This is a genomic window from Psychrobacter sp. 1Y10 (genome assembly GCF_052259005.1).
GTDB lineage: Bacteria > Pseudomonadota > Gammaproteobacteria > Pseudomonadales > Moraxellaceae > Psychrobacter > Psychrobacter saeujeotis.
The window spans coordinates 13,833-40,462 of the sequence record NZ_JBQQES010000009.1; the positions used below are offsets into that span (position 1 = coordinate 13,833).

Below are 26,630 nucleotides of genomic sequence, written 5' to 3' on the forward strand. Positions count from 1 at the left end.
CAGGTGGCAAAAACCGCCTATAGTAACATGAATCGGTGGCAATCTTTAGCGTACATGTAAAAATGCCATGGCCGTCATGATGGCATCGTTATAAGCATCGTGAGTACCAAGCTCAGGAATATCATAATGCGCTAAGATACTGGTCAGATGCTGCGATTGACCAGAGAGACCTTGGGTTTGGCCGCTCATACGCCGACTATATAAATGCCGCACATCAATGACGTCATTGGGTAAAGTAGTACCCATATAGCGCTTTACCAAAGGGTTTAAGAAGCCAGTATCTATCTTTGGGCAGAATCCAACTATCGGCCGATTATCAATAAACGGTAATAGTAACTCGAGCATCTCATCGTAGCTCATCCCGTTTTCAACGTCAGCAGTACGCAGACCATGAATGACAATGGTATCACGATCAGGCATCACAGGTGGCCTGCAAACCAGATGCATACCATTGCCTGTATCGATAATATTACCGTTGATATGAATCGCTGCTACCGATAATAGGTGATGCCTTTTTGGATTGAGCCCCGTCATCTCACAGTCTATCGCGACCCATTGCTCAGCTATAGGTTTGTCAAACATCGATGCCAGCTCAGGACGCTGCAATTGCGACTTTTGCCACGTAGAAGATAACTGCTTTAACCAACTCATATCAGTCTAACATGCATTTATGATGCCTCTAATTGATAGTGTTGCCGCAGCTGCGTTTTGAAGCTTTTGACCACGGCTAGACACTCTTTTAATAAGTCACGCTCAAGCGCTGATAAGGTAGTCGGGTCGACGTGCCGGGCATACTTATCATTTGTAGAGAGTGCGACGGACAGACGCTGCGCCATAAAAAACTCTAAGGCTTCCGATAAGGTGTCAGCACGCTCTTGGTTTAAAGTGCCAGCTTGTACTAAACCTTTAAGGCGACCTTTAGTGCTAGGCACTTCTAAAATATCATTTTCTAATGCTAAGGTACGGATACCGTGAACCAGTGGAAAGATACCGGCTTTTTTAAGATCAATATCATGTGAGCTGGGTTTACCGCTTAATAACGGTACAAACTTTTGCCACCATTGATTGACATCACCGAACTGGAGCGCTGCCCGTACAAACTGCCGTACGAACATCCGATCTGATTGACGATGCGCCGTTTTTAAATGGTCACGTATATCGTTTAGCAGGGACTCATCGCCGCAGACGTACTCACCATCAAGTATGGCGGATAAGTAAATACTGTGCATCGGATCGGTATTTTTAAACCATAAACTGATCTGGGCTTTAAACGGTTTTAGTGGTTGCCGCCACATTGAGTTATTCATCATGATATTGCCATCACACAGCGGATAACCAAGATCTGCTAAATGATTGTTAAAGATATCAGCAAACTGCGCCAACTTAGGATGAGTAAAGCCATCACGAATGATTAATGCATTGTCTTGGTCGGTACGCATGATTTGCTCACCGCGACCTTCTGAGCCCATTACGATAACGCAGGTATTTTCTACGACCTCATTAGGAACGATGAGCTTCCAAAGCTTAGTAAAGACTTGCGCGTTTAGCGTTTGCACCATGCGGCTAACGACGCCGATTTTGACACCGTTTTGGTGCTGCGAGCGAATATAGCGACCAATGAGCTCGACCGCTGTATCTAGGCTGTTTAAGTCTTTTGCTTGCTCAATTTGAACACTAATAAGCTGTGAGTGGTGACCGAGATAAGCCAAGACATCGCTTTGCCCCAGTACACCGATGACCTGATCTTTATTATCAATAACGGGTAAGCGGTGGATACGGTAGCGAGTCATGGTCATTAGCGCATCGCCAATCTCATTGTCAGCATCGATAGTGCGTAGGTTGAAGCTGGTAAAATGCTGGCAGGGAGTGGTAGCAGGGTCTTGCTGTTCGCTGACCGCACGGCAGATATCAGTATCAGTCAAGATACCTAGCTCATGATCTGAACGGCGGGTAATGCTATGTTCAGTTTCAGTTTCAGTTTCGGGCTTAGAAATATTTTCAGCATTGTTAAGCGTGTTTATGGATTGCTCTAATAAATGATTGATTGGACGTACCAGCACATGCTTCAATCCAGCTTCGGTCATGATACGTGCCGCCTCATGTAGGCTATTATTGGCATCAACAATATGTACGGGCAATAGGGTTACATCAGTGACTGGTTGTAGCATGATTTGCTGCACTTCTTGCTGCGCCGTATAGCTTTCTGCATGCAATCCTAATGCTTGACCTTGCGTACTACGCCTTTGTTGTAGTGCCTTTAGCCGCTCAGGCAATTTGTCTGATAGTAGTTGGCGAACTAGATGATTTTGCGCGCTAATTTTATCGATAGCAGCACCATCAATTTGCAGCAATAAAGTATCTTCGTGAGCCGTATATTGATAAGGCTCAGTACTGCCATCGTTTTGTGCTTTGACAATACGGCCTTGCGATTCGGGCGTGCGGCGACTATCGAACCAGTCGTTGCTATTTAGTTGGTCGGAGTGATTACTACCAAAATAAGAAGCGACAAATTCGCCAGCTAGCGTTTGATCAACTTGTCCTTTTAATACCACAAAAAAATTGTGTAAGTCGTCACTAGTTAAAGATTCATTTGCGCCAAGATAGCGGACTTGGGTGTTTTTTTTGAGGCTTTGACGTTCAGTTGAACGCAATACATCAAATGGAGGCTGGGTAAAATCAAGATGGGGCATGGCATCATCCTTGATAGCGTCGCCAACAAAAGCAGTTTATCATCGTGAGTTTAATGATTAAGTCAAAACTATAAAAATGCTACTCTGCGTAGGCGACTATAGTAAAACGATATTGTCTTACTATAGCACTATCCTGCCATTCATAACATTGTTGTTAATAAGGATATATTTAACTTAAAATTTCTAGTCTTTTATCTTTTCATACTTAGCACATCAACCGTTAACTCACCAGTTTGGCTTGCGCCGTTAACAACTTGCGAATACGCTCAATGGCCTCGCGGCTCTCGTCAACACTAGCAACGAGAGCGATACGGACATAACCTTGACCGGGATTTTTACCATCAACTTCACGTGACAAGTATCGCCCAGCCAGTGCATGAATATTGGCTTGTTCGTACAGTGCTTTGACAAAGACTTCATCATCACCATCAAACAGCTCAGGAACTTTTACCCAAAAATAAAATCCAGCCTCAGGCATACGTAAATCTAGTAGCTCGCCTAACTCTGTCATCCACAGCGCAAACTTTTCTTGATATAGCGCCCGATTGTGCGCCACATGCTTCTCATCTTGCCAAGCGGCAATCGATGCCAACTGATGAGGTATAGGCATCGCACAGCCTTGATAGGTGCGATATTGTAAATAAGATTTTAGAATAGATTGGTCGCCTGCGATAAACCCTGAGCGCAGGCCGGGGAGGTTTGAGCGCTTAGATAGCGAATGAAATACGACGCAGTTTTTAAAATCATTGCGACCAAGTTCGGCACATGCTTGCAGCAGACCAATAGGCGCTTTATCAAAATATAATTCGCTATAGCATTCGTCGCTGGCAATAATAAAGTTATATTGATCTGATAGGCGAATGAGAAACTCCCAGTCCTCCATGGTCATCACTGATCCAGTCGGATTATTTGGACTACAGATAAATAACAGCTGCGTTTGTTGCCAGACAGCTTTAGGTACGGCGCGGTAATTGCCTTTAAAGTCATTGCCTAATACGCAAGGTACAAAGTATGGCGTTGCTTGAGCGAGTATCGCAGCGCCTTCATAAATTTGATAAAAAGGGTTGGGCATGACGACGATAGGATCATAGGGCTTGTTATCTGCATTGTCCATAGCTTGATGAGTAGTATTGTCATTATGATTCACTACCGCTTGTACAAAACTAAAAATCGCTTCACGTGTGCCCATGACCGGCAGTACTTCGGTATTGGCGTCAACATGATGCAAAAAAAACCGCTTCTCAAGCCAATGAGCGATGGTCTGACGCAGCTCAAAGCTGCCGTTAGTGGTCGGATAACGACATAGTTTGTCTAAGTTTTCTTGTAATACGTCCAGCACAAAAGTTGGCGGTTCGTGTTTTGGCTCACCAATTCCAAGCTTAATCTCAGAATAGTCGTTGGCTGGTATGCTGTTAGCTAACAGAGTCGCCATTTTGGCAAACGGATATGGGTGCAAATGCTTTAAGTTGTTATTCATAAGTTTGGTAACTATAATAGGCAGTTGATAATAAATATATAAAGAAAAATTACATTTAGGCAGTGTAGCACTTCTCCTATTTTTTGTCTTTTGCTTCTCGCTCATGTTTACTGCTATTTACTAACGAAATACTTAATAGCAGTTTAATGTTTTAGCTGTTTGTCTTATCACTCATAGCTTATAAATAATAATGATATAAGCAATGACTGCCATTAACTTTGGTAAGTTGTTGTTAGGATGATTGATATGCTTAAAGCTTCTAAGGCCGACCACCTTAATATCGAAGTTATCAATGCCAGTAATAACAATACTGATAATGCTAGCGATGTTGATAACACTAGTGATAATAATGTGCAGCATGCTGGTTTTTGTGAACAATTGAAACTGCGTGAACAGCAATGGTGGCTGGCACGTCAGCGCCTTATAATGCTCGAAGAGCGCTGGATGTTTTGGTTTGGAGATAATAGCCTAATTATGTGGCTATTATGGCAAGTAGTCAGCTATGTAGTCGTCGCTATCGTTCTGATGCTACTTAGCAGTCTATTAAACGTAGAGCTGTATTTTTGGATGTATATGGCTGTATTTGGTGTACAGACTGCATTGTTTGTAGTGATGTTATCGTCTAAAGGGCGTTTGGCAAATCGTTTGCAAAATCGAATTGATATTGCAGACCTTGTACGAGAACAGGCGTTAAATGAGATGTATATATTGGCATCAGATATTATTTTACCTGCTATTCATGCTAGCGCGCCTATCTCTTTACAAACGATTTGTGAGCGTTATAAGTCCCATCTAAAACTGGCTAGCTTGCAACGTCTGCTACAAAAAGAAGTCGAAGCTGGACGTTTGATATTAGGGCAATATCAGATAGAAGCAGAAGTATTGCCACCAGAGATTGCTGACGAAGAGTTGTCACCTTATGCCGACAAAATGATTTATAAAAGCCTGATTCATATGTCTTAGAACCATGCTATTTCATTAGAACCATAGCATTTAAATCGGTTAATAGCAGTCACGCTAGGCTAAGCGTGACTGCTATCTGGTAAGACGCTAATACTAGCAATCAAAGCCGCTTTTAACGTATCAAGTTTGTCTATAGATAATGGCGCATCGTTTTGATCACTGAGATAAAACATGTCTTCTGCGCGCTCACCTAAGGTCGTAATACGAGCCGCATGCACTTCAATTCCTTGCTGCAAAAATACCTGTCCCACTCGTGCCAGTAACCCTGGCTGATCAAGTGTCTGTAAGCTCATGACATGTTGACCTGAAGCCTCATTAAACTCAAAATCAATAATAGTCGGTACATCGAAATGTCTAAGCTGGCGCGGGATACGTTTTTGCGCAAGTTTGGGTGTTGTAGGGTTTTTAAAAGCATCTACTAAACGCTGCTTTAGCTCTTGTTGACTGTCCTCATCTTTTAATAATGTACCGCTACGATCAAGTAGCACATAAGAGTCTAAAGCAAAGTCACGGGTCGCGGTGATGATTCGTGCGTCCAGTACATCAAGACTCATCTGATCAAATACTGCCATGGTGACCGCAAATAAGTTGGCCTGATCTTGGGTATATACAAAGACTTGTACAGCATCTAGCGCCAACTCCCGATGCTCACGTAATACAACTAGTGGCATACTATCAGCATTAGACGCATAGCCGATAGGGGGATGGTTTAAGATGGCTTCAGTATGCCATAAGATGTCTTCTGCAATCTCACGTAAAAAGTATTCATCACCCAACTCATCCCATAACCTAAGCACCTCATCACGATTCATATGCTGATTGTTGGCATTATCAAGCATCGTTAGCGCTTGCTTACGCGTTGCACGAATCATATCTTGACGGTTGGTCGGTGCGTCGATATCAGCACGTAAGATGCGGCGCGTCTGTGAGTATAGTTGTTTCATCAAAGTTGCCCGCCAGCTGTTCCAAAGCTGAGGATTGGTAGCGTTCATATCTGCCACCGTCAATACATACAAATGATTAAGATGAGTGACATTACCGACCAAATCAGCAAAGATAGTCACCACTTCAGGGTCTGAGATGTCCTTTTTTTGTGCAGTCATAGACATTAATAAATGATAGCGTGTGAGCCAGCCTACCAGATGAGCATCGGCTTTACTCATACCATGTGCCAAACAAAACTCAATCGACTCAGTCTCTCCAAGTTGACTATGATTGCCGCCGCGACCTTTGGCAATATCATGGAACATCGCTGCCAAGACCAAAATCTCTTTACGCTCAATGCGCTGAAAGATAGCACTAACCAACGGAAAGTCTTCATAAAAACGCGCGTCGGTAAAGCGGTGTAAAATTCGAATCAAAAATAGCGTGTGCGCATCGACCGTATAACGATGAAATAAGTCGTACTGCATAAGACCGGTCACTTGCGCAAAGGCAGGAATATAGTTACCCAGTACCCCATAGCGATTCATCGCACGCAACCGATGGAACAAATAGTTTTGCTCTTTGATATTTTCTAAAAACAACGCTTGATGTTCAGGATTGTCACGGTAAATCTGATCGATACCGCGCGCGGCAATTTTTAGTGCGCGCAGAGTTCGGGTTCGGATGCTCTTTATCCCGTATTGTCCCATAAGTAAAAACATCTCCAAAATCGCTTCAGGATGCTGAGAAAACACACGATGATGGGAAACGGCAATCTGCTCGCCAACCTGATTAAAAAGCGCGTTTAATGGACGCTTAGTCGGCTGCTCATCATCCGGCAGATGCGGCTCTATGATGGTCTCATAGTAATGATTGATAAGCATCTCAGACAACGTTGATATTTGCATTGCACAGCGATAGTAGTCGCGCATAAAGCGTTCAACCGCGGCGTTAGGCTGATCATCTGGCTGCGACTCATAACCCATCCGCTGCGCGATATCGCGCTGATAGTCAAACAGCAGCTTGTTTTCGTTACGGCCTGTCAGCTCATGTAAATAATGGCGTATCTGCCATAAGTAACTTTCAGCAAAGCTTAGCTCATCGAACTCTTTTTCGGTCACAAAGCCTTGTTGTACCAAATCATAGAGTTTGCTGACTCGAAAGTAGCGCTTGGTCACCCAGCCGACGATATGAATATCACGTAGTCCGCCAGGTGCGGTTTTGATATTAGGCTCAAGATTATACTCGGTGGCGTTATGCCGAATATAACGCACCTTAGCCTCATTGATTTTTACTTCATAAAAATCTTTTTGTGACCATAATTTGTTAACGACATCGACAGGAATGCTCTGTAGCGCTTCATTACCGATTAACAATCGAGCCTCTAGTAACGTACTGGCAACCGTATGATCCGTGGCCGCTTCCAAGCAGTCATCGACACTACGTACCGATAGCGCAGGCTCAAGACCAATATCCCATAACATCGCCACCAGTCTATCAATTTTACTGCTAACATCGGTCTGTAACTTATCAGGTGCTAGCAATAAAATATCGATATCTGAATACAGAGAAAGCTCACCGCGTCCATAGCCGCCAGTTGCAAATAATGCCAAATCTGTCTTGTCTAAATCAAACCACGTAAACAACGCCATCAGCAAACCATCAATAGCATCGCTACGAGCGCCAACCAATTGACGAATATTCGCTCCACGCTCAAGGGCGCGGTTAATATCAGTATTAATTTGGGTCAACCATTTGGGTATACCAAGTAAAGACTTCTCCGTATCAGATGATGAGACCGTATCTGACGCAGGAAAAGAGGGTAGCGGAGTTAGGTTAATAGAAGCAGCATCGAAAGAGAACATGAGCGTTATCCAATCAAGAATTCAGAAATAGAGATTATTAGAAATGAAAAGCAAATAAAAGTATAAAGGTAAAAAAGCAGCAAGCATGATGTTCAACGTGTATCCATCGACTAACAATGATAATAGCCTAAAGACGATGATAGCCTAAAGACGATGATAGCCTAAAGACGATGATAGCCTAAAGACGATGATAGCCTAAAGCCGATGATAGCCTAAAGCCGATAATAATAGTCCAAAAAAAAAGACCGCCTAAGCGATCTTTATTTATATCATTGGGTCAAAAAGCTCAAATCTTCTTCAGGACGCGTGGTAAAGACTTCACAGCCATTATCAGTCACGACCATGGTATGCTCCCATTGGGCAGACAGCTTACGATCTTTAGTAATCGCCGTCCACTCATCCGGTAGGATCTTGGTCTGCCACGTGCCTTGGTTAATCATTGGTTCGATAGTAAAGGTCATGCCAGTCCTAAGCTCAAAGCCTGTGCCTTTTTTGCCATAATGCATGACTTGTGGCTCATGGTGAAACTCATTACTGATACCGTGACCACAGAACTCACGCACGATACTAAAGCGTTCAGGCTCGACCACTTCTTGGATAGCAGCACCAACATCACCCAAGCGCGCGCCATCTTTGACGACACTCATGCCTGCATAAAGCGCGTCTTGTGCCACTTTACAGATACGCTGCGCCATGATGGAGCCATTACCAACGATCCACATTTTTGAGGTATCGCCATAGTAGCCATCTTTAATGACAGTCACATCGATATTAATAATGTCGCCGTCTTTAAGCAATTTGTTTTCGGTTGGGATACCGTGGCACACCACATGATTCACTGAGGTGCAGATTGATTTCGGGAAGCCATTATAATTAAGCGGCGCTGGAATAGCTTGTTGCTCATTAACGATATAATCGTGAGCAATTTGATTGAGCGCCTCGGTACTGATACCGACTCTCACGTGCTCATCAAGCATCACGAGTACATCGCTGGCAAGCTTACCGGCAACGCGCATTTTTTCTATGGCTTCAGGGAACTGGATAAGGGATTTTTTAGTCATCATTGTCGTACTTATAGTTATAGAATGAAAGTAGGGGCATTATAGCATAAATACATGGTTAACGGCCCTACCATAGACGCGAGCGGTCACGGTCTTGCACTGATAAACGCTTGACAGCTTTATATAAAATGCCAAGCGAGTACTGATTTAGAATAATTAAGACTAAATCAGCAGTTAGCAGGTAGGGTATGTCTTGACAAGGTGTATTAGCAAAATAGCTATACAGTGAAACAAATCTAAAAGCAAGGGTGTACGCAATCTTTCATGACAATAATCTGCTCGTCGTGCATAATAGTGTTGATGTTCAGCACATCTATCTAGCAAATTAAATAAGAGCTATTACAAAAGTGCTAGCCTCAAATAACCAATAAAAATATATTGATTATACAAAGGTTTAAATTTATCTATTATAGGAGCTTCTATGAACAGTATGACAAAAGTAATGATGGCGGCAACGCTTACAGTAGGTACACTTGCTGCTGGTTGCCAGACAACCCCTAGTGTCACTGCACCAGTCACGCAACCAATTACTACTAATGCGCTACAAGCACATGATTGGCAACTCGTTGATGCCAAACGTAGCAATGGTGAGAAAGTCACTCAGCTATTCTTTGATCCGTCTAAACCTTTGACCTTAAAGTTTTTTGAAAACGAGGGCAATGACCGTGTCACTTTTGTCAACACTTGTAACAACATGGGTTCTGACTATAGTGTGGTAGATGGTAACGTTGTCCTAGGTAATGTCTTATCTACTATGATGGCATGCCCTGAGCCACAAGCAAGCTTTGATACAGCGACACTTGCAACAGTACAAGGCAAGTACAGCATCAACAATAACGCAAACAATGTACCTATCTTGACTATTCGCAATGCAAACCAGGTGGCTCACTTTAAAGCCATCGCTAAATAGGTAATAACTAAGTACCTAAAATGGTTTGACATGGTTTGTATAAATTATTGTTATTACTATAAAAAAAAGACGAATAATTGTTAATCATAGCGCGCCTCACTATATAATGTAGTGAGGCGTTTTTCTGTGACCTAATTATGTGTCCTAATTATTTTACCTATTGTCTTATTATTTCATCAACGGGTATTTTTCATAGCAGATACATGACACGCTTAGCTACTCAAACGCGTTTTTCGTCTTTTAATTTATTGCTTCTAGCCAGAACCTAACTGAGTACCTCTTTATGCCTACCTCTAGTATTCCTCAACTTCTACACACAAAATACCTTTCTATAACTCAGACGAATATCACTTGCAATATTACGGCGGGTATTGTACTCAGCGTTTTTTTAACGGCTTGTAGCACGTTGCCGATAGACAAAGGCGCGCACACGCTTACTAGCAGTACGATGACAAGTCCACTAACAGCGAAAATGCCAGCGGTAGATCGTGCAGGTCGCATTGCCTACGTGGAAGAACAAGGCGCAGGGTCTACAAAAGTCTCTAGTCTGTACAGCATTTATCCTGACGGTAGCGATAGACAACTCATAGATGAGCTAAGCGGCTATATATATGCACCAGCATGGTCAGCTGATGGGCAGTTATTGGCTTATAGTAAGCAAACCCCGCGACAAAACCCAAAAATCTATATATATGATGTGAGTCGCCAAACGCACAATCTGGTGGTGGGTACTGAGGGTAGCAACCTATCACCGTCATTCTCACCAGATGGCAAAAAGCTGCTCTATAGCTCAACCGTTGGCGGTGACGCAGACATTTATGAGATGCATTTAGATAGTGGTAAAACCAAACAGCTGACCACACTGCCTAGCACCGAGGTGCAGCCAAGCTATGCCAGTGATGGCCAAAGCTTCGTTTACACCAGTGATAAGAAAAACGCTGGACGACCGAGAATATATCGCTATGACTTTGCAACTCGTAACGCCACTCAAATAACGATGAAAGATTATGCTGCCAGTCCGCAGCTCAGCTTTGATGGCCAGCGCCTAGCCTATCTAAACGACCGTCAAGCGGCGATTTTGACGCTAGCAACTGGAGAGATTGTTAAACTTGCAGAGACGGGTCTAGATGAGCCAGCACGTTTTTCACCCTCTGGACAGTATAGTGTTTATCCTACGCGCACCTCACGAGTGGACGGACAAAGCGGTGGTAGCATAGTTATACATTCGCTAGCGGGTCAGACAAGCTATGCCATTAGTAGTAAGGCTGGCGGGGTTGTACGTTCACCTATCTGGGGTCAGTAATCATTCATTATTAACTTTAGGGTAGAGGCTATGGCGCACAAAAAGAAAAACGTACGTAAAAAAGAATGTCCTGTTTGCGAGCGCGAGTTTAGCTGGACTAAAAAACTGGATAAAAACTGGGATAGTATGGTCTATTGCTCAGACCAGTGTCGCCGAGTGAAGAAATATGAAGGGCTAGAGCATCAAAAAGAAGATAAGTAGGCGTTAATAGAAAATGAGAAGTATAGAAGAACGAAGGAGCAGACGATGGCACATAAAAAAGTAAACTTACCACAGAAAATATGCCCCGTCTGCCTGCGGCCATTTACGTGGCGTAAGAAGTGGGAGAAAGATTGGGAGCAGGTGATTTACTGTTCTGAGAAGTGTCGGCGGACTAAAAAGAGCGACTAAAATACAAAGATGTTCATATTTTAATTATAAAGGAATCATCATGAAATCAAAGCCGACCTCTAAGCTCAGCAGTCTCAAAAACGTCTATAATAATAAAGTCTTGCCTGTCCTAATCGACAAAGCCTGTGCATTAGATGTTGTGAGCGAGCAAAGAGCGCTTGTCGTCCCAAAAGCCCACGGCATCGTGCTAGAAGTCGGTGTTGGCAGTGGGCTCAATGCTGAGTTTTACAACCCTCAAACCGTCAAAGAAGTGATAGGCGTCGATCCGCACCTGCATCCATTGGCAGCCAAGCGCTTTTCTAGCGCAGGCATCGACTTTATCTCGCAGCCGCTGTCCGCCGAGATCTTACCCCTTGAGGACAATAGCGTTGACAGTGTCGTCATGACCTTTACCCTATGTTCCATCCCTAATCCTATCCAAGCGCTACACGAGATGAGGCGCGTGCTAAAACCGACTGGCACGCTATATTATGCCGAGCACGGCTTAGCGCCGCAGCCTAAATGGGTGAGCAAAATGCAACAGCTCATCACTCCAGCATGGAAGCCAATAGCGGGCGGCTGTCATCTGGATAGGGATATCGAACAGCTGATCGCGCAAGCGGGGTTTGAGGTCTCGGGTCAGCAAGGATTTACGCAGGGCGTCAATATCGTGGGTTATCACTATTGGGGCGAGGCGACGGTTGCTACTCTCAAGTCGTCATAGACTTAGTTAGCTATACAAGATAATCATCAAAAAAAACTCCTTTTAAGGAGTTTTCTTTTACGAAGTCAAAACTGTAGTACAACTTTTTTGCAGTTAACAAGTTAGGCTTTGCTAAACTTTCTCAAGATGGTCTCGAAAAAGCAAAAGACTCACCGCTATCTATTGAGCCGTTCTGATCGTTATCAGCTTCAATAGTGAGGGCAGTGTCACCAGTCACTCGCGCGTAACGCGTACGCGGTTGTGATAATCCAGTGCCACCGTTATCATCATAGAGCATAGAGGTTGCTAACCGTCCAGTCGTGGGATCAACAGTGTAGTTACCCCATTCCATACCATTTTCGGAGTTATTTACTGAGCCAGCTTTATCCACTTGGACATGGACATAAGTCCCATTATCGAAGAATGCTAATCCGATTAGCTCATCGTCATCAGTATCATCGAAACTCCAAGACCCTAAGATCCCTTCAGGTTGGGTTTTTGAAAACTCATGGCTTTCATCACTGTCGATAATGCCATCATTGTTTTCGTCTACTTCGAGGATCAGCTTGCCGTTAGATACCTGAGCATGGCGATTGACAGAATCTGACAATCCAGAGCTACCATTTTTATCAAAAATAGGCGTAGCAGTTAGTTTGCCTGTACTATTATTGATATTGTAATTACCCCATTCCATACCATTTTCAGGGTCACTTGTAGACTGACTACTATTGACTTGGACCTGTACATAAGTCTCGTCATTCATAAAGACAATCGTTGATAATCCACTACTACTATCGTCATTACTCCACGTTCCAACGATTTCAGTGTCGATATTTGGCTGATTGGGTAGTGGTGAGGTCGACTCATCAGAGTCATCATCACATCCTTGTAAAAAGAATATAGCTGTCATGGCTAGTAGCGTTAATTTGAACGATTTCATTTTTATCTCTCCTTGATTTAAAAATGTAAAATCTCAATTTTTACAACTATTATGCCGATATACCTCCTTGTTTTTAACAGTTTGTAAGGCTCATACTATATAGTAATATTACTAAACAATTTAAATATATTCTTAATTATAAATATACCAAATATCTTTAAGTTAATCTAATCAAACAGCTGTTTTTGTTACATATTTATTAAAATTTAAGTCCTAAAGGTTAGGCTTTAAGTTTAGTACTGATTGAATATGGGCAAGAACTTAACAGCAGCTGCTACTATTTAACTGTCAATGAGTCTTGCAATAGAGTGGATTAAAAACACATGTAACTTTTGAAGTCTATGTTTTTTTAGAGCTCAATAATGTTATTCGGCATATTCAGCTTAAAGCTTCAAAATTAGGTGGTAAAACTTCAAGACAGAACATTCATACCCGTCTAGCAACCAAGCCTTCAGGATGTGTTATTTGGATAATATTTGATGAAGATACTTTAGAGCTATACTCGTTTTACTTTTTCGGATCTGAAGCAGGAAAGCCATTAAGTGGCATAAAAAATGCTAGAACTGCTAAATACGCTAAAGGCAATGCAGAAGGTGTGAAGTATGAGCGACCTAATATCTGTATGCTTAATAAAGGACATTTTGCTCGCCACGATAGTATTGAAGTTTTGTACAATGTTTTATTTTTCGCATAAAAGAAAACTGATCGCTGAAAATCTATCTGTCAGCACTCCTTCACATGGCTTAAGAAAAAATTGGTAGTTAACCAAGCATACAAATGGTAATCAGGGCCCACTCACTCGTGTGGTCAAGTCTGAACTTATCAATTATGTTTGTATATTTGATCGCAACTATAACTTTAAATAACCTTTTAACTCAATTAATGAGACATTGAATAAATATGGCGAATAAGACTCAAAAACCAAAAGATGTAAATTTGAATATCCAGGCACGTATATCACAGTTATTGGAAGAATTAACTGCTGATATGTATGAGCGTAATCAAACCATGGCAATTGCACTGCTAGGTGCTATTACAGGACACAACACCTTCTTATTAGGTCCGCCTGGTACAGCAAAAAGTCTAATATCAAGAAGATTGATAGCTGCTTTTGAATCTCCTAAATATTTTGAATACTTAATGAATCGTTTCAGCACACCAGAAGAGATATTTGGTCCTGTGTCTATCAAAGAGTTAAAGGAAGATCGTTATATTCGTCAAGTTGATGACTATTTACCAACCGCAGACTTCGCATTCCTAGATGAAATTTGGAAGTCTAGCCCAGCAATTTTGAATAATTTATTGACTATTATTAATGAGCATACTTTTAGAAATGGTAAAGAGATAATCCAAGTACCCTTAAAGTCTTTGATTGCCGCCTCTAACGAAGTACCGCCACCAAACCAAGGGTTAGAAGCACTTTATGACCGTTTTGTGATTCGGTTATTTGTACCACCTATCGAACAAGAAGAGAACTTTAATCATCTAATTAATAGCAAACCTAGTTCGGAAAATTCATGTATTAGTCCGGAGTTAATTATTAACTATGATGAAATGCAGGAATGGCGTGACAAGCTACACTTAGTAACTTTAAGCGATGATACCTTGTTAGTGATCAAATACATACGGCAACAACTAATCTCGCAGTCAAAAAAGCTAGACGTTTATGTATCTGATCGACGTTGGCAACGAGCAGCAATACTGCTTAAAGCTTCTGCTTTTTGTAATGGGCGTACTGAAACGAACCATAGCGACGCGCTACTGCTTAAATATTGTCTGTGGACGACTACTGAAAATCGAGAAGCGGTACAAGAGATTGTGACGAGTGCAATTGAAAATTGTGGTTTTGATACTGATATTAATCTAGCCAAACTAGATAAAGAAAAGGATAAACTTGACCTTGAAATAAATGAAGAGCTTTATCATTCAGAAGATATTTATGATGTCATACAGCTAAATGATGGTAGAGATTATTTTAAGTTTAACGCAGTATTTAAACGAAGAGGATATGAAAATTATTCTGACTATGATAAAGAATTTGAACTTTATATACCTTTTGAGAATTTTAAAACAAAAGACATTTTTCATTTAGTTGACAAAGCCGGAAATATACAGAGTAGTATTCAAGGTTCATTTAAAGGCCAAGGTAGTTGTGAGGTAACTCTAAGTTCAAATGTTCATAACAATGTAACCTTTAGACCGAATGTTTTATTTAATAAAGGTGATAAAAAGAAAGACATAAACGAAAGGCTAGTTAGCTCACTAGCAGATTCTATAAAAGATATTCGCCAACAACTAATCGAAGTTTCAAAACAAGTTGAAGGAAAATCTACTGAATATAAGCAACACCTTGCCAGTCCATTTGTTACCAAGGAAGAAATTAGCGTTGCTATAACAGGTGTTACCAAACAGAAAGACCAAATTCAGTTGCGAATTGCGGACTGTGAACGTCTGGAGGCGCTATGTCGCTAAACTTCTCGACCTACGGTAAAAATGTCATTGAAGAAGCTGTCAAAAAGCAATATGAACATTTATACAGTCAGGATAATATATCCCGACAGGTCACTACCCAAATAGAGGATTGGCAATATAAAGCTAAATTAGAAATTTTACAACGAGACATATTTTCTGAACATCAGAGCAAATTAACCCAGTGGATTGACTATTATGCCAAAGATTCAGATGAGTTGAACCCGAAAGCTGTCGAAGAGTATCTAAGTTTCTGCTCAGAAGTAGGTGTTCCCGCAAACTTATCTTATTGGAAGAAAGCTTTAAAAGAGAACAAAGAGACTTCAAAGCAAATAAGTGACAAAAAGCCCCATTTTCAACTCCTTTTAAATGAATGGCAAAAGCACCTCGATGTTGCCCAAGCACGTTGGCAATTAGAAGAACTGCAAGCACGCCGCGACCAGTTTTTAGAGCAGTTAATTGAATGGATGGAGTTAATAAAACAGCTGGACCAAAACCTATGTGAATTCGGATTTGAATTAGGTATTTGGTTTGATGATAGTTTAGGTAGCTTAAGTAAACAGAATATTGATGTTCTCAAGCGTTGGTTAAGTTACTTACAAAATGATGGTGGCGTTAAGAAAATAGCGGACTTATTGGGTAAAATGCGCCAAATAGAACACACAAGTGAAATAGAGCGTGTACAGCAAACTATCGAGTTACAAACACCAGTCGTCGATACCAATTCGAAAGAAGAGATTATTGGTTTACGTCTAGCCAAAGATTTAGAGCATGCACTACCGTCTGAACTTGCTTTAATGTCAGACCCAGATACAGCAATTCTTTTTGATTTAAAGTATCTAGAAGCGAAATTGCTTTGCTTTGAGTTACAAGGGCTGACATATCAGAATACAGAAGTAGAAATAACTGTTGAAGTAGAAAAAGAGACAGAAGAAAAGCTAGGTCCGATGATACTATGTGTTGATACAAGTGGTTCCATGCAAGGTACACCAGAAAGCATTGCAAAAGCAGTTACTCTTTTCTTGGGGATTAAAGCTAAAAACCAAAATAGACCATGTTTTGTTATTAATTTTTCTACTAATATAGAAACGTTTGAAGTAACTGGTGCAACAGGTATAGCTGAATTGACAGGTTTCCTTAGTCAATCATTTCACGGGGGTACGGATGTTGCTCCAGCACTTCGTTATGCGATAAAACTATTAGAAACTGAAAAGTATGAAAAATCAGATGTATTAGTAATATCTGATTTCGTGATGAGCGACTTGCCAGAAAGCTTATTGAAAGATTTAGAGCAACAAAAATTGAATGGCAATCAGTTTAATTCATTAGTGATAGGTAATCTTTTTATGTATAACCGCGTAGAAAATTATTTTGATAATGAGTTTATATATAACCCCAACTCGCATCAAATACAGGAATTACTTCAATTTACTGCGCTGCAGAAGAGTAGGTAACTTCTAATATTGCTGAATTCTTTCGCTAAAAAAATCAGCTAGGTAGATTTTTAGCAGCAAGAAAGAGATGTGACGGTTAAACACAATTGTCTCGAATGTATAAGCAGATAGAAGCAAAAGCGGAATCAATTATAAAAATCAATCCCGCATAAAATTTTCTCTAAAAAATCTAACCAACTCTACAAATTCGGATTTAACCACTTCTCAGCAGTCTTGATATCCCAATTCTTACGGATAGCATAATCCTCCAACTGGTCGCGGTCGATTTTACCGACGTTAAAGTACTCACTGTCAGGATGCGAGTAATAAAAGCCACTGACCGAGGAAGCAGGCCACATTGCAAAGCTTTCAGTTAGCGTTGTGCCGATAGCGTCCACTGTACCCAGCCAATCAAACAGTTTGCCTTTTTCGGTATGTTCAGGGCAGGCAGGATAGCCGGGAGCAGGACGGATACCAACGTATTTTTCTTTAATCAGCTCCTCATTACTGAGCGTCTCATCAGCCTGATAGCCCCAATAGTCTTTACGGATCCGCTCGTGCAAGTGCTCAGCAAAGGCTTCGGCCAAGCGATCAGATAGTGCCTGCACCATGATAGCGTTATAGTCATCGCCTGCGGCTTTGTACTTTTCAGCGAGTGCTTCAGTACCGACGATGGAAACGGTAAAGCCGCCGATATGATCGGTGTGCGTGTCTGATGGTGAGATAAAGTCCGCCAAGCTAAAGTTTGGCTTACCGCTGGCTTTGTCCGACTGTTGGCGCAAGTGCTCAAAGGTATGCGTTGGCTGTCCGCCGTCTTCCAGCGCTTTATCATAAACGGTGACAGTATCTGCACCAGTACGCTTGGCTGGCATGATTTTAAACACGCCTTTAGCGACGATTAACTTCTCATCGATCATTTTTTGCATTAAGTCATTGGCATTGTCAAACAAATCGCGCGCCGCTTCGCCAACGACCTCATCTTGCAAGATTTTAGGGTATTTGCCTGTCAGTCCCCAAGAGATAAAGAACGGCGTCCAGTCGATATAAGGCAGCAAGGTTGCGATCGGATAATCATCAAGTATCACTTGGCCAAGTTTACTGGGCGCAGGCGGCACATAGTTGTCCCAGTCATAGTCAAAGCCAAGCTTGATAGCATCCGCATAAGATATCTTGGCCGCTTTGGGCTGACGCTTGGCCAGACGCTCGCGTACCTTGATATACTCTTCGCGGGTCTCATCGATAAGACCTTGACGATTTTCCTTAGAGAGCAGTTTGGTGACCACGCCGACCGAGCGTGAGGCGTCCGAGACATAGATGACCGCATTGTTTTGATACTGCGGTTCGACTTTTACCGCCGTATGCGCCTTGGAGGTGGTGGCACCGCCGATCATCAGTGGCAGCGTTATGCCGCGCTCTTGCATCTGTTTGGCGACATAGACCATCTCATCAAGGCTAGGGGTAATCAGTCCTGATAAGCCGATAATATCGACTTTCTCGCTAATAGCGGTATCGAGGATTTTTTCGCACGGCACCATCACGCCAAGGTCAAGGATGTCATAGCCATTACAGCCAAGTACCACGCCGACGATGTTTTTGCCGATGTCATGTACATCCCCCTTAACGGTTGCCATCAGGATCTTACCTTTGACTTCGCCCTCGACCTTTTCTGCTTCGATATACGGATTGAGCCAAGCGACCGATTGTTTCATGACGCGTGCCGACTTGACCACTTGCGGTAAAAACATTTTACCCGAGCCAAATAAGTCACCGACGATGTTCATGCCATCCATCAGTGGCCCTTCGATGACCTCTAGTGGTTTGGGATATTTCTCCCATGCTTCTTTGGTATCGGCTTCGATAAAGGTGGTGATGCCTTTGACCAGTGCATGGGCGATGCGCTCTTCAACCGTGCCCTCACGCCAGCTCATATCGACGGTGCTGTCTTTTTTCTTGCCGCCATCTTGATAACTCTCAGCGATAGTCATCAGGCGTTCGGTAGCATCCTGACCTGTCTCGCCTTGATTGCGATTAAGCATGACATCCTCGATCGCCTCGCGCGCCTCGACAGGGATGTCATCATAGACTTCAAGCATCGACGGGTTGACGATACCCATGGTTAAGCCGTTTTTGATCGCATGATAAAGAAATACTGAGTTAATCGCTTCACGAATCGGGTTACCACGGAAGCTAAATGAGACGTTGGAGACGCCGCCTGACACCATGGCATTGGGCAGATTTTCGGTTATCCATTTCGTCGCGTTAATAAAGTCAGCGCCGTAATTGTTGTGCTCGGTGATACCAGTTGCGACTGCAAAGATATTGGGGTCAAAGATAATGTCCTCAGATGGGAAGCCGACCTCATCAACGAGTACGTCATAGCTGCGCTGACAGATCTGAATTTTGCGCTCATAGGTGTCAGCTTGCCCATCTTCATCAAACGCCATAACGATGACTGCTGCCCCGTAGCGCATACAGAGCTTGGCATGACGCACGAACTCATCGTAGCCTTCTTTTAGGGAGATAGAGTTGACGACCGATTTGCCCTGAATACGTTTAAGCCCTTCTTCGATGATGTCCCATTTTGAGGAGTCCATCATGAGCGGTACACGGCTGATATCTGGCTCACCTGAGACCAAATTGACAAAATGAATCATCGCCTGTTTGGAGTCGAGCATGCCTTCGTCCATATTAATATCGACGATTTGCGCGCCGCCCTCGACCTGATCGCGCGCGACATCGAGGGCTTCGGTATAAGCTTCGGTTTTGATTAGGCGCAAAAATTTCTTGGAGCCAGTGACGTTGGTACGCTCACCGACGTTGACAAACAGACTGTCAGCGGTGATGGTAAACGGCTCAAGTCCAGACAGACGGCAGGCAGGCACAATCTCTGGTATCTTGCGCGGCGAGTAGTTTGCCACCATATTAGCGATTTGGCGAATATGCTCAGGTGTGGTACCGCAGCAGCCGCCGACGATGTTTAAGATGCCCGCTTTCGCAAAACCTTCTAGCAGAGCGGCGGTTTCTTTAGCAGTTTCATCATATTCACCAAACTCATTGGGCAAGCCTGCATTTGGATGCGCTGAGACATAAGTGTCAGCGATGTTTGAGAGCGTCTGAATATGCGGGCGCAGCGCATCAGCACCGAGCGCGCAGTTAAAGCCAACAGATAACGGCTTGGCGTGACGGATAGAGTTATAAAACGCCTCAGCCGTCTGACCAGATAGGGTACGGCCTGAGGCATCTGTGATCGTCCCCGATATCATAATTGGTAATTCAAAACCAATATCGTCAAACACGCCTGTGATGGCAAATATCGCTGCTTTAGCGTTTAACGTATCAAAGATGGTTTCAATTAAGATGATATCGACGCCGCCTTCTATTAATGTCAGCGTCGCTTCACGGTAGTTGAGTACCAGCTCATCAAAGGTAATGTTACGAAAGGCGGGGTCGTTGACATCAGGCGATAGCGAACAGGTGCGAGAGGTGGGCCCGATGACCCCTGCGACAAAGCGCGGCTTATCAGGGGTTTTAGCGGTAAATTCATCAGCAGCTTCACGAGCAATCTTGGCAGCGGTCTTGTTTAGCTCTGGCACCAGATATTCCATATCATAGTCAGACATCGACAAACGCGTGCCGTTAAAGCTATTGGTCTCGATAATATCAGCGCCCGCTGCAAGATGATCGTGATGAATGTCACGTATCATCTGCGGCTGCGTGAGTACCAGCAGGTCATTGTTGCCGCGTACGTCTTGCTCGATATCAGCGAAGCGCTCACCGCGATAGTCCGCCTCCTCAAGCTTATAGGTCTGAATCTGTGTCCCCATCGCGCCATCTAACATCAAAATACGCGACTTCATTTGCTCAGTAATACGTACGCGAGCGGTTAGCTGCTGTTCTTTAAAAGGAAAGCTGGCAGGCGGTGTTAGGACAAAGCCGTCCGCTGCTTGTAGGTGATTGGTTGGCAAAGAAGTTTGTGAGGCTGTCTGTTGAGTCATAGGTACACTGCTTGTATCGTAATTATCATAAAAAAAAGAGAAAAAGAAAAATTCATAAACTATAGAAAATAAGAAAGCACAAATCTGCAATATTCTAGCATGAAAAATATGGCGCCTATCAGTATGTTTTTATTGATATTCAACAATAAAAATGAGGGTTTTGTCAGCTAAATCTAAGAGTGTTTATCACACCAAAGTCATGCTTAAAGGTCATCTTATATCCTTTTGTATGAATACAAGGCAGCTTTACTATCTATTGATTCTGTAAAGTATTCCATCACTAAATTAAAAAATAAGCCATGCAAGAAAACTGACAAAACTTACAAGGGGATGACAAAAAATAGCGCAAATGCAGATAGTTAAAGTTGTATGCCATGCTAACTTTAGCTTCGTAAGGTTTGGTTGCCCGTAAGTATAGCCTATAAGCTCTCGGATGATAATGGTGAACTATTATACTAAGCGGTGTACATATTATTTCTAACATTCAGACGCATGTATACGTGTATTAATACATGACTGTATAGCGTGATTCTTTAAAGAGTTAGTTAAATAGATGGTTAAACTGTGTAGATAGTAAGTCATCATGTATAAGTTGATTTATCAAAACCTTACCTTTAAAAAGCACCATTCATAATTTTTAAATTCGCAATCAGGATAGACTTCAATATCAAGGATATGAATATGAAACTTACTAAACTTGCTACTATCGGCACATTAGCTGTATCAATTGCTGGCTTAAGCGCTTGTAACAACATGATGCCAGCTAAAGAAGCAACGATGCCAGCAAAACAGGCACAGGCACAACAAGCTCAGCAAGCAACTACTCAAAGTGAAGCGGTAGCTGCAATGAATGTGGTACAAGTGGCTCAAAGCAGTCCTGAATTTTCGACCTTGGTTGAAGCGGTACAAGCTGCTGGTATAGCTGGTCCGTTATCTAATCCCGATGCAAACCTTACCATCCTTGCACCAACTAATGCAGCGTTTGCTGAAGCCTTGCAAGAAACTGGCATGACTAAAGAGCAGCTTTTTGCGAACAAGCCAGCTTTAACTAAGATTTTGGGCTACCACGTAATCAATGGTCCAGCACCTGTATATGCCAAAGATGTGCAGCCAGGTAACGTTATGATGCTCAGCAAAGACACATTGATGATTACACCTGAAGGCAAACTGATGGATGAGAGTGGTCGTACTGCTAATATCTTGCAAACAGACATCGCAGCTAGCAATGGTGTCGTACATGTTATCGATAAAGTACTGTTACCGCAGTAAATAAGACACGTATTCGTTTTTTTATTCCCTGCTTTAAAACTTTATTCCATGCATTAAATACAATGCATATAGCAATGAATAAGAAACCATCTGCTTAATTTTTATAAGGATAGACCCATGTTAAAAAAGACTTTATTATCTCTAGCAATCGCCGCATCGGCCGTATCTTTGGTAGCTTGTAATGATGCAGAGACAGTTGCAGAACCTACTGAGGCCGAAATGACAACTGAACCGATGGTTGAACCTGAACCAATGGTTGAAACTGAGACAATGGAAGAGCCTGAAGTCATCGCGGATCCTGAGGTAACGACTGAAGAAAGTACTGCCACGCAAAATATCGTTGAACTTGCTTCTGACAACAATGATTTAACCATTTTAACAGCAGCACTTGAAGCTTCTGGTCTGGATCAAACTCTAATGGATTCAGGCAGTGAGTTCACTGTATTCGCGCCTACAGACGCTGCATTCGCTGATGCATTGACGAAGCTTGATGTCACCAAAGAAGAGCTATTGGCTGATAAAGACATGTTGACCAATGTACTGTCATATCATGTTATTCCAAGTATGATAGTAAAATCTGCCGATATTCCTTACGGTACAGATATCGAGACAGTAAATGGCCAAGCGTTTTCTATTAGCGAAGCCAATGTTATCACAGATGCTAGCGGCAACACGTCCAATATTACTCAACCAGACGTAATGGCAACCAATGGGGTTGTTCATGTGGTTGATACAGTATTAATGCCTAAATAACAGGTTGTTATTAAAAATAGTATGATTTGAACCCCCTTTAATGTTTAAGACTAAAACCCAGCCAAGCGTGCTGGGTTTTTATTGGATTAAAGACTGTCTGTGCATATTATCAACGCTAGTAATTGCCAGTAATTGATAGGGCATAATGAAGCGCATAAAAAAGCCTGAGACCATTGCCTCAGGCTTTTTATATTATATTAGTACACTATAACTATAACTGCTCTAAAGAGTCTTATTTAGGCTCTTTATGTAGAGGACTTTCAGCCATTCTTTGTTGCTCTTTTAAATGGCGTGCTTCCCAATATGGCGCATTCTTAATACCGTATTTTGCAGGATCAAAGCTATAGCGCTTAACACCCGCTTTACGCTGTGCTTCATAGTCTTTGAGCATGGTAAGTGTTGGACGTGCAACGATAAAGATAACAAGAATACCAACGATATTAAGCCATGCCATCAGACCAACACCGATATCACCGATAGCCCAAATATAACCAGCTGAGTTTAGACCACCATAAGCAACCATTGCCATGATGAGGATTTTAACTAAGAATAAACCCGTTCTGTTTGCGTTACGACCCAAAAAGCGAGTCAAATAAGCCACGTTTACTTCAGCAATATAGTAGTAAGCCAAAATAGTGGTAAAGGCAAAGAAGAATACTGCGACAGCAATGAAAGTATCACCGAATGAGCCGTATACTGATTCCATCGCCATTTGCGTAAAGGCAGGCGCGTTAATTTCAGTAGTCGCTGCTACGTTTTGAACGATGAACTGACCATCAGGTAGCGTACCTTGGATATTATAAGTACCCATCGTGAGAATCATAAAGGCCGTAGCAGAACATACTAAGATAGTATCGACATAGACTGAGAATGCCTGTACCAAACCTTGCTGTGATGGATGCTGAACTTCAGCTGCCGCTGCTGCATGAGGACCGGTACCTTGACCTGCTTCGTTTGAGTAAATACCACGCTTAACCCCCCAACCGATTGCGGCACCAAAACCTGCTTGAGCGGTAAAGGCGTCACCGACGATCATACCAAAGACTTGAGGAATCATATCAAAGTTTGTAAACATGATAATCAAGGCTAAGACAATATAACCTAGTGCCATGAAAGGAACTGCAAACTCAGTAAAGGTTGCAATACGCTTAATACCACCAAAAATGATAATACCTAGTACGATTAGGATGATTACTAACGCTACCAAACGCATAGAGCCAACTTCTAGGCTCCCGATGTTCATGATAGTGCCTTCACCCATTACCTGTGCAAATGCACTGATAACACCGTTTGCTTGTACACCCGGTAAAAACATACCGCAAGCTAAGATAGAAGAGATTGCAAAAAGGATTCCGTACCATTTTTGACCAAGTGCACGCTCAAAGTAATACGCCGGGCCACCGCGATATTCGCCAGTCACCACATCTTTTTCTTTATAGATCTGCGCGAGTGTCGATTCAACATAAGCAGTAGATGCTCCTAAGAACGCCACAATCCACATCCAAAATACGGCACCAGGACCACCGAAGCCAATGGCAGCAGCAACACCTGCGATGTTACCCATACCCACGCGGCCTGCGAGTGAGACAGCTAACGCCTGAAAAGATGAGATACCCTGTTCACTAGATTTACCCGTAAACAGTAGTTTTATCATTTCACTGAACAAACGCACTTGTACAAAGCGCGTCATAATAGAATAAAACAGACCTGCGCCCAAACACAAGTAGATCAGAGCCGGGCTCCAAATAATTCCGTTTACTAAATTGACTAAACTTTCCATATTATGTCTTCCTCAAACGTCCTTAAAATAGCGATAAAGGATATTAAACATTGTACTAAACTAAGGCTTAATATCTTTTTAACCGCTTAGGATGGATTGTAAATGTCTGTATTTATCCGCTTGGCTTATCAAGTAACACAAACAGTGTTAATAGATCCTAGCTGCGGTCGCAAGTCCTTTTGCCTTTCTGGTTGTCACAATATTATGACATATAACGCAGTAAGAATAGGTAGGTAAAGAATAGACCAGCGGATAAAACAAATAATTATTATAATCAAATACGTATCAATTAATAATCTGATGGTATTCAACCATTTACGTTATTCTTGTTTGCTAACAGCTTACAAACTTATAGTACACGAACATGAACCTTAGATTATCGTTAGACATTTTAGTAAATGCTAAATGATAACAGTAAGAGAGCCGTTCAATAGCTATAATATTTGTCACCAAAATAAAAACGATTTTTTGTTTTATACTGCGCTAATATCAAATAAATAACAACTCCACTACCGAATGTATGCAAACCATACGGTTAAGTAACTGCAATTTGCCACAATTTCTTTATAATTACTAGATTTTTTTTTGAATTGTCCGTGTATGTAATTTTCAATAATTGTTTGCTAAATCGATATAAGTCTATTAAATGTATTGTTAGATAGTGTCATACTAGGATTTGAGGACCTTTTATCAACTGCTTACATACTGTTATCGATATTGTAGAAATTGATTAGGTCGTAATAAAAATAAAGGTAGAATAGTAAATTGACGCATAATAAAAAAGTCAGCAGTCCTATTTTGCGGTTGTGTTTTAGTAACGATGAATTGTAAAAAAGCGGCTATGTCGCCATTATTAGCAGCACAATTAAAGACAATCCTTTGTCTGTGACATTACAAGTTATTATTTAGCATAAATGGCTAAGCAGTTAATTATTATTAGGAGAATTAGAGATGACGCGTAAATCTATTATAAAACCTATGTTGTTATCAGCAGTATTGGCAACCTCAACCGTAGGTTTGTCAGGCTGTGGTTATAACAATTTGCAATCACAAGATGAGCAAGTCACAGCAGCTTGGTCAGAAGTAGTCAACCAATATCAGCGCCGTTCGGATCTGGTGCCAAACTTGGTGAAAGTTGTGCAACAATATGCAGACCAAGAGCAAGAGGTGTTCACTCAGGTGGCAGAAGCGCGTTCGCGTGCAGGTAGCATTAATATAACGCCAGAAGTACTCAATGACCCACAAGCGATGGAACGTTATGCTGAAGCCCAAGCTCAGATGGGGGGAGCATTGTCACGTCTGATGGCAGTGTCCGAACGTTACCCTGAGCTCAAATCCGACGCTTTGTTTCAAGACTTGCAGGCACAGTTAGAAGGGACTGAAAACCGTATTACAGTAGCTCGTAATCGTTATATTCAAGAAGTGCAAGGCTACAATACAACGGTACGACAATTCCCAACTAATATCACAGCCAAAGTGTTCGGTATGGATACTAAGCCGAACTTTACTGTTGCTAATGAAGAAGAGATCTCGACCGCACCTACGGTTGATTTTGGAGATGATGAAGCTACTGCACAATAAAGCCAGCGTTTTGGGTCAAAAAGCGGCGTTTAGTAGTAGCTTTACTCGCTATCTATGATTAGTCGCTACTAACAAAGGCGTGAAAAAAGACTCCTATTTATAATAAGTCATAATTTCGTTCAGCAAGCGTGTCACTAAAGGTGGT

Annotated in this window: 19 protein-coding genes; 11 read left to right on the forward strand and 8 right to left on the reverse strand. The window is 42.2% G+C overall.

The window, feature by feature from the left end; all coding sequences use genetic code 11:
• Nucleotides 1-45: 45 nt before the first annotated feature.
• The 3 genes from ACTXGH_RS11455 to dapC all read right to left on the reverse strand — a co-directional run bounded on the left by ACTXGH_RS11455 (nucleotide 46) and on the right by dapC (nucleotide 4,167).
• Nucleotides 46-651 carry a 3'-5' exonuclease gene (locus ACTXGH_RS11455; RefSeq protein ID WP_439296594.1) on the reverse strand — a complete coding sequence of 202 codons (606 nt, stop codon included), beginning with the start codon at nucleotides 649-651 and terminating at the stop codon, nucleotides 46-48.
• Between the two features lie 17 nt (nucleotides 652-668).
• Nucleotides 669-2,690, reverse strand: a complete 2,022-nt coding sequence (locus tag ACTXGH_RS11460; protein WP_439296593.1) for a DUF294 nucleotidyltransferase-like domain-containing protein — start codon at nucleotides 2,688-2,690, stop codon at nucleotides 669-671.
• A gap of 220 nt (nucleotides 2,691-2,910) precedes the next feature.
• Entirely contained in the window at nucleotides 2,911-4,167 is a 1,257-nt protein-coding gene (gene dapC / locus ACTXGH_RS11465) for a succinyldiaminopimelate transaminase (protein WP_439296592.1), read from the reverse strand.
• 246 nt (nucleotides 4,168-4,413) lie between these two features.
• On the opposite strand from dapC, the gene ACTXGH_RS11470 reads away from it, so the two are divergent.
• Nucleotides 4,414-5,130 carry a hypothetical protein gene (locus ACTXGH_RS11470; RefSeq protein ID WP_439296591.1) on the forward strand — a complete coding sequence of 239 codons (717 nt, stop codon included), beginning with the start codon at nucleotides 4,414-4,416 and terminating at the stop codon, nucleotides 5,128-5,130.
• Between the two features lie 59 nt (nucleotides 5,131-5,189).
• On the opposite strand, the gene glnD is transcribed toward ACTXGH_RS11470, so the two are convergent.
• Together glnD and map are read right to left on the reverse strand one after the other, a co-directional pair.
• Nucleotides 5,190-7,919 carry a [protein-PII] uridylyltransferase gene (gene glnD / locus ACTXGH_RS11475; RefSeq protein ID WP_439296590.1) on the reverse strand — a complete coding sequence of 910 codons (2,730 nt, stop codon included), beginning with the start codon at nucleotides 7,917-7,919 and terminating at the stop codon, nucleotides 5,190-5,192.
• Between the two features lie 269 nt (nucleotides 7,920-8,188).
• Complete coding sequence (map, locus tag ACTXGH_RS11480) at nucleotides 8,189-8,980, reverse strand: type I methionyl aminopeptidase (RefSeq protein ID WP_439296604.1); 792 nt, start codon at nucleotides 8,978-8,980, stop codon at nucleotides 8,189-8,191.
• A gap of 421 nt (nucleotides 8,981-9,401) precedes the next feature.
• On the opposite strand from map, the gene ACTXGH_RS11485 reads away from it, so the two are divergent.
• From ACTXGH_RS11485 to ACTXGH_RS11505, 5 genes are all read left to right on the forward strand, one after another.
• On the forward strand, nucleotides 9,402-9,890 hold the full coding sequence (locus ACTXGH_RS11485; protein ID WP_299221607.1) for an META domain-containing protein: 489 nt from the start codon (nucleotides 9,402-9,404) through the stop codon (nucleotides 9,888-9,890).
• A 283-nt stretch (nucleotides 9,891-10,173) separates the two neighbouring features.
• Nucleotides 10,174-11,193 (forward strand): Xaa-Pro aminopeptidase, encoded by a 1,020-nt coding sequence (locus ACTXGH_RS11490; protein WP_439296589.1) that lies wholly within the window; start codon nucleotides 10,174-10,176, stop codon nucleotides 11,191-11,193.
• A 30-nt stretch (nucleotides 11,194-11,223) separates the two neighbouring features.
• Nucleotides 11,224-11,394 carry a DUF2256 domain-containing protein gene (locus ACTXGH_RS11495; RefSeq protein WP_439296588.1) on the forward strand — a complete coding sequence of 57 codons (171 nt, stop codon included), beginning with the start codon at nucleotides 11,224-11,226 and terminating at the stop codon, nucleotides 11,392-11,394.
• Between the two features lie 45 nt (nucleotides 11,395-11,439).
• Entirely contained in the window at nucleotides 11,440-11,583 is a 144-nt protein-coding gene (locus ACTXGH_RS11500) for a DUF2256 domain-containing protein (protein WP_439296587.1), read from the forward strand.
• A 40-nt stretch (nucleotides 11,584-11,623) separates the two neighbouring features.
• On the forward strand, nucleotides 11,624-12,286 hold the full coding sequence (locus ACTXGH_RS11505) for a class I SAM-dependent methyltransferase (protein ID WP_439296586.1): 663 nt from the start codon (nucleotides 11,624-11,626) through the stop codon (nucleotides 12,284-12,286).
• A gap of 121 nt (nucleotides 12,287-12,407) precedes the next feature.
• Here the strand turns inward: ACTXGH_RS11505 and ACTXGH_RS11510 are convergent, their stop codons facing one another.
• Nucleotides 12,408-13,205: a hypothetical protein gene (locus ACTXGH_RS11510; protein WP_439296585.1), complete on the reverse strand. Its 798-nt coding sequence runs from the start codon at nucleotides 13,203-13,205 to the stop codon at nucleotides 12,408-12,410.
• Between the two features lie 900 nt (nucleotides 13,206-14,105).
• On the opposite strand from ACTXGH_RS11510, the gene ACTXGH_RS11515 reads away from it, so the two are divergent.
• Together ACTXGH_RS11515 and ACTXGH_RS11520 are read left to right on the forward strand one after the other, a co-directional pair.
• Complete coding sequence (locus tag ACTXGH_RS11515; RefSeq protein WP_439296584.1) at nucleotides 14,106-15,677, forward strand: AAA family ATPase; 1,572 nt, start codon at nucleotides 14,106-14,108, stop codon at nucleotides 15,675-15,677.
• A complete protein-coding gene (locus ACTXGH_RS11520; RefSeq protein WP_439296583.1) occupies nucleotides 15,668-17,128 on the forward strand; it encodes a VWA domain-containing protein in 1,461 nt (486 codons plus the stop codon). The genes ACTXGH_RS11515 and ACTXGH_RS11520 overlap by 10 nt, the downstream gene beginning before the upstream one ends.
• Nucleotides 17,129-17,307: 179 nt before the next feature.
• Here ACTXGH_RS11520 and metH read toward each other — a convergent pair whose 3' ends face one another.
• Nucleotides 17,308-21,102 carry a methionine synthase gene (metH, locus tag ACTXGH_RS11525; RefSeq protein ID WP_439296582.1) on the reverse strand — a complete coding sequence of 1,265 codons (3,795 nt, stop codon included), beginning with the start codon at nucleotides 21,100-21,102 and terminating at the stop codon, nucleotides 17,308-17,310.
• A gap of 681 nt (nucleotides 21,103-21,783) precedes the next feature.
• Here metH and ACTXGH_RS11530 point away from each other — a divergent pair.
• Both ACTXGH_RS11530 and ACTXGH_RS11535 read left to right on the forward strand, forming a co-directional pair.
• Nucleotides 21,784-22,371: a fasciclin domain-containing protein gene (locus tag ACTXGH_RS11530; RefSeq protein WP_439263226.1), complete on the forward strand. Its 588-nt coding sequence runs from the start codon at nucleotides 21,784-21,786 to the stop codon at nucleotides 22,369-22,371.
• Nucleotides 22,372-22,488: 117 nt separating this feature from the next.
• Entirely contained in the window at nucleotides 22,489-23,124 is a 636-nt protein-coding gene (locus ACTXGH_RS11535; protein WP_439296581.1) for a fasciclin domain-containing protein, read from the forward strand.
• 232 nt (nucleotides 23,125-23,356) lie between these two features.
• Here the strand turns inward: ACTXGH_RS11535 and ACTXGH_RS11540 are convergent, their stop codons facing one another.
• Nucleotides 23,357-24,904, reverse strand: coding sequence for an alanine/glycine:cation symporter family protein (locus ACTXGH_RS11540; protein WP_439296580.1), 1,548 nt, complete (start codon nucleotides 24,902-24,904; stop codon nucleotides 23,357-23,359).
• A 951-nt stretch (nucleotides 24,905-25,855) separates the two neighbouring features.
• On the opposite strand from ACTXGH_RS11540, the gene ACTXGH_RS11545 reads away from it, so the two are divergent.
• The gene (locus ACTXGH_RS11545) at nucleotides 25,856-26,485 is read left to right on the forward strand and encodes a LemA family protein (protein ID WP_299221580.1); all 630 of its coding nucleotides are present in this window, start codon (nucleotides 25,856-25,858) and stop codon (nucleotides 26,483-26,485) included.
• The last annotated feature ends 145 nt before the right edge of the window (nucleotides 26,486-26,630 follow it).